The organism is Mastigocoleus testarum BC008 (assembly GCF_001456025.1).
GTDB lineage: Bacteria > Cyanobacteriota > Cyanobacteriia > Cyanobacteriales > Nostocaceae > Mastigocoleus > Mastigocoleus testarum.
The window spans coordinates 1-11997 of the sequence record NZ_LMTZ01000055.1; the positions used below are offsets into that span (position 1 = coordinate 1).

At 37.7% G+C, this 11997-nt stretch carries 9 protein-coding genes and 1 CRISPR repeat array; of the genes, 6 read left to right on the top strand and 3 right to left on the bottom strand.

From position 1 onward, the window contains the following. Positions 1–405: 405 nt before the first annotated feature. Positions 406–729, bottom strand: a complete 324-nt coding sequence (locus tag BC008_RS09680) for a slr1957 family protein (RefSeq protein WP_027846476.1) — start codon at positions 727–729, stop codon at positions 406–408. A gap of 1071 nt (positions 730–1800) precedes the next feature. Between BC008_RS09680 and BC008_RS09685 the strand changes: the two genes are divergently transcribed. The 5 genes from BC008_RS09685 to BC008_RS09705 all read left to right on the top strand — a co-directional run bounded on the left by BC008_RS09685 (position 1801) and on the right by BC008_RS09705 (position 6241). Beyond that, entirely contained in the window at positions 1801–2025 is a 225-nt protein-coding gene (locus BC008_RS09685) for a hypothetical protein (RefSeq protein ID WP_027846477.1), read from the top strand. Between the two features lie 584 nt (positions 2026–2609). Further along, on the top strand, positions 2610–2807 hold the full coding sequence (rpmI, locus tag BC008_RS46255; RefSeq protein ID WP_027846478.1) for a 50S ribosomal protein L35: 198 nt from the start codon (positions 2610–2612) through the stop codon (positions 2805–2807). A gap of 39 nt (positions 2808–2846) precedes the next feature. After that, positions 2847–3203 (top strand): 50S ribosomal protein L20, encoded by a 357-nt coding sequence (gene rplT, locus BC008_RS09695; protein ID WP_027846479.1) that lies wholly within the window; start codon positions 2847–2849, stop codon positions 3201–3203. 12 nt (positions 3204–3215) lie between these two features. Further along, positions 3216–4082, top strand: a complete 867-nt coding sequence (locus BC008_RS09700) for a transporter substrate-binding domain-containing protein (protein ID WP_058183471.1) — start codon at positions 3216–3218, stop codon at positions 4080–4082. 578 nt (positions 4083–4660) lie between these two features. Further along, positions 4661–5196: direct repeats of the CRISPR family, unit length 37 nt; unit sequence GTTTCAATCCCTGATAGGGATTAGGTTTAGTTTCAAC. 505 nt (positions 5197–5701) lie between these two features. Next, a complete protein-coding gene (locus BC008_RS09705) occupies positions 5702–6241 on the top strand; it encodes a tetratricopeptide repeat protein (protein ID WP_027844742.1) in 540 nt (179 codons plus the stop codon). A 133-nt stretch (positions 6242–6374) separates the two neighbouring features. Here BC008_RS09705 and BC008_RS09710 read toward each other — a convergent pair whose 3' ends face one another. Next, a complete protein-coding gene (locus tag BC008_RS09710) occupies positions 6375–8738 on the bottom strand; it encodes a S9 family peptidase (RefSeq protein WP_027844743.1) in 2364 nt (787 codons plus the stop codon). A 558-nt stretch (positions 8739–9296) separates the two neighbouring features. Here BC008_RS09710 and bchB point away from each other — a divergent pair. Next, entirely contained in the window at positions 9297–10823 is a 1527-nt protein-coding gene (gene bchB / locus BC008_RS09715) for a ferredoxin:protochlorophyllide reductase (ATP-dependent) subunit B (RefSeq protein WP_027844744.1), read from the top strand. Between the two features lie 303 nt (positions 10824–11126). Here bchB and BC008_RS09720 read toward each other — a convergent pair whose 3' ends face one another. Then, a complete protein-coding gene (locus BC008_RS09720) occupies positions 11127–11507 on the bottom strand; it encodes a group I truncated hemoglobin (RefSeq protein ID WP_027844745.1) in 381 nt (126 codons plus the stop codon). Positions 11508–11997: the final 490 nt, after the last annotated feature.

The following is an 11997-nucleotide window of genomic DNA, read 5'->3' on the forward strand; positions in this document are numbered from 1 at the left end:
GCGTCATGGGTCATATTCTACGACACATGCTCTACTTTTGTTCCTTCTTCTTTTTTCTTCTTACCCCGACTTACTGAGCGGATACGATTATTTGATGTCTCTAAATTCTTGATAGTTCAATACTATAGCGTTCCTACTTGATTCATGAACAGATAAATCTTGTAGAGACTTAGCAATGCTGCATCTACAGAATTTTGATTTTTACACACGAATTATTTAGGATTACGATATAAATACTTAAAACATAAGTTAACTTAAAATATAAATCTATCCCTCATTTAGCAAAGGCTTAAATAATGGCGGTTTTCAAGATACTTTGGAAACAAAAATTATGAAAACAAAAATACTCTTGAGGAGTACATAACTCTTCTCCTCAAGAGTAAAATAATCGTTTTCTTTCAATTTTCAATATGCGTCCTCTACCTCAAGTTGTGCAACTGTTACAGCATTAAAAGCAAAAGCCGCAACTATTGGTAACGGACACCGAAAAACATAAGCAACTAAAGCTGCGGTCATTGTTGCACCAACTGCAAAAATTGACCAAAAGCGTTCTTCACAGGTTAATCCATGCTTTGCTTTAATTGCTCTGAGAACCTGAACGGGAATTGGTTCTGGTATTACCCCTCCAGGAGGAAAAGCCCAATAGTTATTAGACCGCTCTTCAAATAAATCAGTCCAACCGTTTTCTTGGCACCATTCCTGAACCCATTCGTTGCTGTAATGCTTCATAATAACTGTTTGCAAATAGATTCTGTGTCTGTGTAGAAATTTGGAATTTAATAGATTCCTTTTTTATCCTTCAAATGCTCTCAATTTATGTGGCAATATCTCTGTGAAAATATTTCGGATTTCGGAATACTATGTTCGGGATACTATATGCCCAATACTATGTGTAGATGCTGAATTTATAGGCCCTAAATCATAAATTCTAAATATTAACTTTCATTAAGGAAATAATACGCATTAAATTTTCAAGACCAGTAAACATTTATTTTCTATTCTAGATATTAACAGCATATCGCTAGGCACTGCATTAAATGAAAATAAATTTATCTCTTTTTGAGAGACATTTTTCAATATTTTTGCCACGACATACTATTTATTTAGCAAATTTTTCAGGTACTAACAAGTCATATTTTCAAACTAATTTAAGCGCCAACAATAAGCGCAATATTTCTTAACAAATCACTTCTTTTTTATTGAGTAAATCTTTGTCAAATTGACTTTATGTAAATAAATATAAAGACTATTCTTAGTGAGTGATGATCAACAGCAAGCTAGTATTCATACTCAATAAAACATTATTGTATTAGGCTTTTATTTATCCGTAGGTGTGAGATATTTAGAAGAAATCTTCGTGAGTACCAGTGGCTATTTGCTAGTAGTTCAGTTTATTGGATATGGAATTATTCAGCATTAAGCATACCGTTCTAGGAGGAGTGTTCTTAGTGCTTATATTTTCTTGGGGCTAGAGCAGAAACTGATTTACAAATGTCAAAGATGAAATCTGAGATTTCAAAGCCTCGACATAAATCAAAAGCACTGCTAGTTATCGAACAGCCAGTTATCAATTTGTCGAGTTTCGGCTTCTTAGCCTCGTTCAGAAGATAATTCAAATCTCCCAACCAGTGAAATTTAGGAGGGGTTGGAGAAAAATAACTTCAGTTAACAACAAGTAATAATTAATTACTGATTTTCAGTTCTTAACAATTTAATGGGATAATTAAAATTTCAAATTTTTCAAATTCCGGTTTATTCTTATTTTTCGACTATTTATCCCTCAAATTGCACATAAATCCTATGTCCATTTCCAAGGAAGAAGCAAAACAACTTCTAGAACGAATGATTTTTGAAGATACGCTACCTCAAGACTGGGTGCAGGATGTTTGGGGACTAAGTCCATTATTAGGCGATGGTGCGGCAAAATTATTCGATGCTTTTGAAGCATTAATTGATTGTTGTCCAGAAGCACAATTGGAAAATTTAGTTCAAAGTCTGTATCAAGAACGCATCGATAATTCCTAGGTCAATTTTTAGATCGTACTTCTTAATGTATAGTTACGACATTTATACTTGTGACTGTTAACAAGTGCTTTATAGCTTCATGTTTCAATCCCTGTGATTTAATCTTCCCCTTCGATGGGAAGATTTTTGTTTTTTTATGAGCGCGAATTAATTATTAAGTATATAATTATTATCCTAAAGTTTTTATCCACAAAATATTTTTTGGAACTATCTAATAATATTTTCCAAGAGAAAAAGGATAAGATACCTCCTTGTTAATTTTTGCGTTTCATAGATTTAGAATCGATTCCCCCGCGATCCTGGATTAAAGAATAAATCTGAGCAGTCAATGCTGTAAAAGTTAGAGCAACCTGAGTTGCATAGAACTGAAACAGCAAATACTGCCAAATTACACAACCACTTCACCTATAGGGTGCATCTATCAAATATGTTTCAGTTGGGAATCGGATCGCGTTGCTTGGAAGTAGAATCCAATCAATTTGGAGTTGAATCACATCCAATTACACCAGTAATTCATCCTTGGTTAGCATTGTTTCCATTTTCTTGTTTTATAATGATGGATCGTGTTGACATAAAACAAAATAATGCCCAAACTCAAGAGTCGCAAAGCAGCAGCAAAAAGGTTCCGCGTTACTGGTAGCGGTAAAATCGTCCGCCGTAAAGCTTTCAAGAATCACCTTCTAGAAAAGAAAACTACTGGTAAAAAACGCAAGCTATCAAAAACAGTGATCGTAAATGAGCGCGATGCTGATAACGTTCGTGGTATGCTTCCATATTTGTAAGTCTCATAAGGAAGTATTAAATAAAAGAAGGATTGAATTATGACAAGAGTAAAGCGCGGTAATGTTGCTCGCAAACGCCGCAAAAAGATTCTCAAGTTAGCTAAAGGTTTTCGCGGTTCCCATTCAACTTTATTTAGAACCGCTAACCAACAGGTAATGAAGGCGTTACGCTATGCTTATCGCGATCGCAAAAAGCGCAAGCGTGATTTTCGTCGTCTGTGGATTACCCGCATTAACGCTGCTGTTCGCCAACATGGTATGAGCTACAGTCAATTTATGGGCAGTCTGAAGAAAGCTGACATTCAAATTAACCGTAAAATGTTGGCACAGATGGCAGTTTTAGACCCGGAAGGTTTTGGTAAAATTGCCGAAATAGCCGGTCAAGCTAAAGCATAAAGAGAGTAACGGATGAATAACGGATTTTACAATTTAAAAAGGTTTAATCCGTTACATCTGCTACTAGTAACGGCGATAATTTGTTTGTTAACCTTTTTCTTTGTATTTGCAGATAATGGACTTGTAGCATCTGCTGCCGAGTTCAAAAAAATTCAAGAACGGGGTTATATTACAATTGCGGTCAAAGACAACTTACCTCTGTTGGGATTTAAAGATTCAAAGGGCGAACTCCAGGGACTGGAAATTGATTTAGCTAGGCGTTTAGCATCAGACTTATTCAATCAACCCGATTCAATAAAGCTTCAACCGGTAGGAAATCGAGAGCGTCTTTCAGTAGTTGTGGATAATAAAGTCGATCTTGCTATTGCTAGAGTTACAGCTACTGAGTCGCGATCGCGAATAGTAAGTTTTAGTTTTCCTTACTATTTTGATGGTACGGTATTAATTACAAAAAACGCTTCAATTCAAAAGTTAACAGATCTAAAGCAGCAGAAAATAGCCGTACTTGAGAAATCTAGTACTATCGCTCCAGTGCGTTACTATTTACCTGACGCTAAATTAGTCGGAGTAAGTTCATATTCGGAAGCTAAAGAAATTTTAGACACAAACCAAGCTGTTGCGTTTGCTGCAGATGCTAGCGTTCTTGCGGGGTGGGTTAAGGAAGATCCAAGTTATCAAATTCTTGAAACCAGAATTTCCACTGAACCATTATCTGTTGTGATGCCGAAAGGTTTACAATATGCTGAATTGCGCAACAGAGTAAATCAAGCTATTACTGGTTACTTGAAAGAAGGTTGGTTGCAAAAACGCGTTGAGTTTTGGGGTTTACCTGAATCCAAGTTTGCAGGGGCGAAATTCAGGAGTTGGAATCAAGAATGAGTTTCGCCTATACAGGTCCAAATATCTGCCTAGGAATTAATTCCCAGGCTCATAGAAAAAGTCTGATAAATCAGACTGGGTAAGGTTTGTAGTGCGTTTTAAGGTACTTGGATTATAAGCCTTGTTCGCTAGAGCGGCGACACGAAGCGTGTTGAAATTTATTTCAAGGTGGGATGTTGGACATAATCAGATTGCTGCAAGTTATCAGTTTCAACAGATAACTTACTGCATTTTCAAATAATCTAAATATCCGCCTAGGAATGAATTCCCAGGCTCATAGACAAAGTCTGATAAATCAGACTGAGTAAGCTTCGTAGTGCGTTTCAACGTACTTAGATTATAAGCCTTGAAATTTATGATGCTGTTGGCGAATATAAAGGGGGTTTGACCCATCATTCCCAAACCATATTAATTTCCCCGATTTAAGTGCTTTGAAATAGATTCATAAACTTTAGCCCGTATTTATTGTATGGAATATAAACGACGCAAAATAAGGACTTTTAGAGTGAGGGGTTAAACCCTACGCAAATTAACCAACAACATCATTTATTTCAAGGTGGGATATTGGACTTAATCAGATTGTTATCCCTGATAGGGATTAGGTTTAGTTTCAACTTAGCAAAAGAATTACTATCTTCAAGCCCTAAAGCGTCTCAATCCCTGATAGGGATTAGGTTTAGTTTCAACGTGTTCCGGATTTATTCGCTTGCCATTTATTTTGTTTCAATCCCTGATAGGGATTAGGTTTAGTTTCAACGGGTATTAACATTAATGTCGCCATTATCATTTTTGTTTCAATCCCTGATAGGGATTAGGTTTAGTTTCAACGGAAATGTTAGCAGCAATTAAATCCAAGTTGCAACGTTTCAATCCCTGATAGGGATTAGGTTTAGTTTCAACAATACTAAAGTTACTTTTCATATAGCAGGAGATATGTTTCAATCCCTGATAGGGATTAGGTTTAGTTTCAACTCAACCACTCCTCAAGCTTCACTGCGGTCATCCCAGTTTCAATCCCTGATAGGGATTAGGTTTAGTTTCAACAAAAATCCAAGAATTCGTCAAAGATCGGCGAAAGTTTCAATCCCTGATAGGGATTAGGTTTAGTTTCAACAGCTCGCTCCAGAACCCTTACTATATTTGATTTTCGAGGTACATTTGCGCCAACCTCATTCAAAAGTATCGTTTCAGCCCCTGGCTTGTCAACAGTAGCAAAAATAAAAACTCCGAAACCATCGCACAGAAGGTATTTCAGCGATTGCGCCAACCTCAAACACTCTAAAAAACCTTGAAACTCTTGCTGCATAAGGAATTCAGCCGAAAAAATTGACCTATGTTTTTTAACACCCCCAGGTTGGCGCAAATTTTTGCTTCAACGGGAGAAAATTACTGATCTTTGATTCGCAATAATCCTTATCTTATGTTAGCCAATTTGCCCAAGCTTGGCGGTGCGTTACGACGCGATTGAAGCTTACTTGTAAATGCTTTATTTCTTTGCGCGTCTAACAGCACCCTACGGGAACAAAAATTAATTTTTTCTACTATTCTTCTCGATTCCCGGTAGGTTATTCTCTATTACTTAATAATAGAAACAGAAAAATCGACAGTTCATAAAGGCAATGGATAACAATCTAGCGATTATTTATCTTTCTATTTTGGTTGCGGTGCTACTATTCACCGTTATCAGCGTTTTTCGCCAAATTTTTAAAAGTCGAAGAATAGAAGGTTCTTTTTCTAAATTACGGAAAAAACTGACTAAAGAAAAAGGAACGGCTCAAGAATATTACCAGTTAGGCAGCATTTACTCTGACAAGAAATTATATGCTCAAGCACTGACTTTGTTTAAAAAAGGAATTAAAGCTCTTGAGGATGAGGGAAACCAAGAGGAAGAACAAGAAAATCTTGCTTTGATTTACAATGCTTTAGGTTATGTGTACTTTGCTCAGGAACAGTACGATTTATCGATTCGTAATTATAAAGAAGCAGTCAAATTAAAACCTGATTACGTCACTGCTTACAACAATCTCGGTCATGCTTACGAGAAGAAAAAGTTAAATGCTCCAGCTCTAGAAGCTTATGAAGAAGCATTAAAATTAGACCCTAAAAATAGTACAGCTAAACGCCGTTGTGAATCTTTACGACGCTTGGTTGCGGTTTGATTGGGAACTGGGGACTGGCGATTTGAGACTGAGGACTGGGGAGAAGTCAAAAGTAAGAAGTAAGAAGTAAGGAATTTATTATCCGGATTACCAATTACCAATTACCAATTACCCATTACCAATCCCCAATCCCCTAAAGATAAAGCCTGCACCAACGTTCCATTTCCCACAATACGTGGGCTACAGCTTCGCGGGAACTGTAACTGTGACGCTCAAATGGTAGTGATACCCATCTCACATTTCCCCCAAGTCCTTTAAGTGCTTGATAGAGTCGTTTGGTTTGTAATGGGTATGTACTGTGATGATCGTCGCTTGCACCGTGGATTAGTAATAGCGGAACTTTAACTTTATCAACGTGGGTAAAGGGAGACATTTGAGTATAGATTTCTTGTGCTTCCCAATAATTACGTTGTTCTTCTTGAAAACCAAAGGGAGTTAAGGTTCGGTTATAGGCTCCGCTACGAGCGATTCCCATTTTAAATAAATCTGTATGGGCTAGTAAATTTACTGTGGTGAAAGCTCCATAGGAGTGACCCCCAACACCAATTCTTTTCGGATCGGCGACACCGCGTTCTACTACGCAATCTACTGCTGCTTGGGCTCCTGCAATTAATTGTTCTACGTAGGTGTCATTGGGCTCGGTATCTCCTTCGCCAATTATTGGTAGGGTGGGACCGCTTAAAATTCCGTATCCTTGGGTGAGGAGAAATAAAACTGAAGCTCCCCAAGGACGAACAAAAGCATTTTCTGCTGTGGTTACCTGTCCTGCGAATTCAGCATCTTTAAATTCTCTCGGGTATACCCAAAATAGTAATGGTAATGGTCCGTCGCGTTCGGCACTATAACCGGGGGGTAAATAAAGTTTTGCTGAAAGTTTAACGCCATCTGCTCGCTGATATTTAAGCAATTCTTTTTGCATCCCGGCTAATTGGGGTGCAGGGTCTTGGTTATTTGTGAGGGCGGTTTTATTGGTGCGATCGCTAAGATTAAATAAAAAGTAGTTTAGTGGTTCTGTTGGGGATTGACGATTGGTAATTACAGTTTGGTTTTCCGGGTCGAGCAAATAGGAAATACCTTCAAAATAAGGGTCTTGACATTGCCATAAACGCTCTGTTTCCGCTGTTTCTAAATTAAATTTATCTAAAAAGGGGTATACACCTTTAGGCGATGCACCGCGACCGCTCAGATAAATGGTGTTATCTTCTGGTGCAAAGCGCAAAACTCTGTATCCATATTTCCCTGTGGTCATCAGGGGAACGCCCGGGGAATTGTATCTGTCCTCAGTGCTACGATCAAATAAAAGTTTTGCTGGTGTTTCAGGTTGCTGGGGATTAATACGCCAAGTTCTTTGTTTGCGGGTGTCGTACCATCCTTCTACAACTACAGCAAGGTCATCTTTACCCCAACGAATGCTACGAAACCGATATTGCGATCGCCAAATTTGTTTGGGTTCCTCAGTAAAAGGAGCATCTAACTCAAATAAAACATCCCGAAAAGGTACTTCATTTTTGGGGTCTCCTTCATCTAAAGCTTCTACCCAATACAAGGTCGCCGGACGATCCCCACGCCAATTAATTTTTCTCGGACCTTGGCGTACTGTTTCATGTTTGGTGGAAGGTCGTTCGTAGGTGGGTAGGTCAGCAAGTTGATAAATCAATTTTCCAGTATCATCAATTATCTCGACTCGCAGGGGAAAACAAGAAGCTCGAACTTCATGGGAAAATGGACGATGTATTGTGGTTAATAAAATAAATTTACCGTCAGGTGACGGTGTTGCTGCGTAGATCGCAGATGGAGCCAACAAGTCCAAGTTATTACATGCACCATCCAGAGTAACCTTACTCAATACACAGGTTAGATAATACTCAAATAGCACCTCATCATATTCAGTTTTTAGTAAATGGGTGTGAGTGCGTTCTGGTCTTTTTTGACCTTGATTTTCCTGAATTAACGGTCCTGGAGGAATTTCGGGTATAATGGGAGGTTCCCCACGTTGAGGAGGTACGCATTTGCAGATCAGCGCATTATTATTTAACCAACTATAAGGAGAACCCCAAACTCCATTTAAGATAGGTTCGGTTAGGCGTTGGGTTACTCCTTGCTTGAGATCCAAAACCCACAGTTCCAAACCATCGGGCTGAGTTAAGGTAAACGCCAGTTTTTGACTATCAGTTGACCACCTCAAAAAATCAATTTGGGCATTTTGCGGTAAATTTGCAGTTACAACATCTGTAGAAGCTAATTTCCGATACTTTAAAATATGGTAGGGACTGTAACGAGCTGGTCCATTGGATTGGGGATGCCAACGCAATCCCGCTAATGCCATAGTTTTCTGTACAGATTGAGCAATTGGTACAAACGAAACTCTTTCCAGTTCTACCATCCATTGCCGATCTGGAGAAAGAAATACCAGTGGAGGGGGTGGAGAATTAAGAATTTGATTTATCGGATCTGGAGGAGATTGCCAAACTCGATCTTGATGAGAAGAATCAATCATGTGTAGTGGGATTAAATAGGACTCATCCGGTTACGAGTCAGCGATCGGGAGTGAAAGGTGCGCGCTATATGTAAGGCGCTATATATAAAATCTCTCTGACTCTCGATCCCCAGGATGAAGATTTCTTGATGCTAGTTTTTAGATCCTAGCTTTTAGCACAATACGGTTCAGATAAGGATAAATTTCTTGCTAGAGACGTACTGTGGTAAGTCTCTACAGTTTTATTTTTTTGAAAAAAATATTAACTGAACTGTATTGGTTTATAGCAACTATTTTATTTATAACTATTTTACTGGTATGCAATCTCACTTCACTGGAAAAGCTTCAAAATATACACATTAAATTATGTTATCAGTTTGACTATTTTCCCTATTATTCCGTGAAAATTGGGGATTAGCGATGGCTATTAAAAGTAAAAAGTAAAAGTAAAAAGTAAGAACTAACCAATCCCCATATGCCGTAAGGCGGCACGCAGTGCTATCCCTAGTCCCTAATCCCCATTCGCCGTTAGGCGCGGGCTCACCCTAATCCCCAATCCCCATAAAGAGAGAGATAAACATGAAATTAGCTTATTGGATGTATGCAGGTCCTGCCCATATTGGCACTTTAAGAGTCGCTAGTTCCTTTAAAAATGTTCATGCAATTATGCATGCTCCATTAGGAGATGACTATTTTAATGTTATGCGCTCAATGTTAGAGCGGGAGCGGGACTTTACCCCAGTAACAGCAAGCGTCGTAGACCGCCATGTTTTGGCGCGAGGTTCTCAGGAAAAGGTGGTGGATAACATCACTCGCAAAGATTCTGAAGATAATCCGGATTTAATTATCTTGACTCCCACTTGCACCTCCAGCATCCTCCAAGAAGATTTGCAAAATTTTGTTGACAGGGCGCAGATGGACTCTAAGGGTGATGTGATGTTAGCAGATGTCAATCACTATCGCGTCAACGAACTGCAAGCAGCAGATCGTACCTTACAACAAGTTGTTCAGTATTACACTGAAAAAGCTCGCAAAAAAGGCGACTTACCACAAGGAAAAACTGAAAAACCTTCCGTTAACATTATCGGTATTTCCACCCTTGGTTTCCACAATCAACACGACTGCACCGAGTTGAAAAAATTGATGGGAGATTTGGGAATTGAAGTAAATGTTGTAATTCCCGATGGTGCTTCCGTTCATGAGTTAAAGAATCTATCTCGGGCTTGGTTTAACCTCGTACCTTATCGGGAACTAGGTATGATGGCGGTTGAATACTTAGCAAAAGAATTTGAAATGCCCTATGTAGATATTACGCCTATGGGTGTAGTGGAAACTGCTCGGTGCATTCGTAAAATTCAACAGGTAATTAATCAGCAAGGTGCGGATGTTAATTATGAAGCATTTATTGAAGACCAAACCTTGCATGTATCTCAAGCTGCTTGGTTTTCCCGTTCCATTGACTGTCAAAACTTAACTGGGAAAAAAGCAGTTGTATTTGGCGACAATACCCACGCTGCAGCAATGACGAAAATCTTGGCGCGGGAAATGGGTATTCACGTTGTTTGGGCGGGAACTTATTGTAAATATGATGCTGATTGGTTCCGGGAACAGGTGAGCGAATACTGTGATGAAGTTCTAATTACCGATGACCACGGCGAAATTGGCGATGCGATCGCACGGGTTGAACCTTCAGCAATTTTCGGTACCCAAATGGAACGCCATGTGGGTAAACGTCTGAATATCCCTTGCGGTGTAATTGCTGCTCCAATCCACATTCAAAATTTCCCCATTGGTTACAAACCATTCATGGGTTATGAAGGTACCAACCAAGTTGCAGATTTAGTATATAATTCCTTCACCTTGGGAATGGAAGATCATCTTCTAGAAATCTTCGGGGGACATGACACCAAAGAAGTAATTACTAAAGGTATATCTGCTGATTCCGATCTTAACTGGACAAAAGATGGTTTAGCAGAATTAAACAAAATACCTGGTTTTGTACGCGGTAAAGTGAAGCGCAACACTGAGAAATTTGCTCGCGATCGCGGAATTAAAAATATTGATGTTGAGGTACTCTATGCTGCGAAAGAATCTGTAGGTGCTTAGGACTCTTTTTTGACTGGAAGTTTTAAAAATTAATCTCTGAGTGATACGACACAATTTTTATTTTCAGGTGCGTTACTAAGTATATGTAATGCACCATTTTGTTATTGATATAACTATTCCAATTATCTTTGAAAAATCAGGAGACAGGAGAGTAGATTTATTAACCAATTTGTTAATGAATTTATTAATTTAATTTAATTTGTTAGTTAGATTCTTTGTCGTTTCAAACTTTCCTGACAGTTTATATTCTTTCTTATTTTCGTATTAAAGTTTTTTTCAAATAAATAGTTCGTATGAACTAAACTATTTATCAAGAACATAACTCCTAATTGATTCTAAATTGTCACCCACTTCTTGAATTAAATCATTAGCAACATTTAAGTCTTTCAGCGTTGATACCAAGTGCTCAAATACTGCATCAAAATGTTCATCACTCAATCCAAATTCTTTAACTAAGTTTTGATGGGCTTTACGTAATGAAAGACCTTGATAATATGAACTTCCACCAAATGTAAATTTTAAAAAAGCTGCCTGATGTTCCCGCTGTTTCTCCATATTAACTCCAGCGAAAAAATGATTTATTCGGCTATCTTCCATAACTCGAAGATAAAACTTGTCAACAACAGCTTTAACTGCAGTCTCGCCGCCTAGTCGTTCAAAAAGTGTGCTAGTACGAACGGTCATTTTTTAGGGTTCACATTAAAAATAAACACGATCAATTCTACTATTTTTCATTCAAATTATTATCTTTTTTCTCAGCAAATCAATACTCATGTAGTGAAAATTTTAGCTTGGTATTTTTTAATACAAATCTTGATGTATATAGAATATACTGCTTGAATTAATTTGATTAAATCATATTTTTTTATAAGGTATTTCATCATTTTATGTACTTATGATTTTACCTCGTTATTAATTATTTTTTGATAGCGCAAATATTTTGGAGTAAATACTACAAGTGTAAAAATTACATCCAAAGACAGATATAATTCATGTTTCTCATTGTATTTAGACTAATTTAGGGCTGTATCACATATATTTTGACATCTTAAAAATTGTGATATTTTGGTAGCGAATAAAACCTTTATGTTGAGTCTGTGTCTCTAATAGTATTTTTTATTAACTGTAATTTAATCAATAATTTGATTATTATTGTTTACAATTTTTAGCTAGA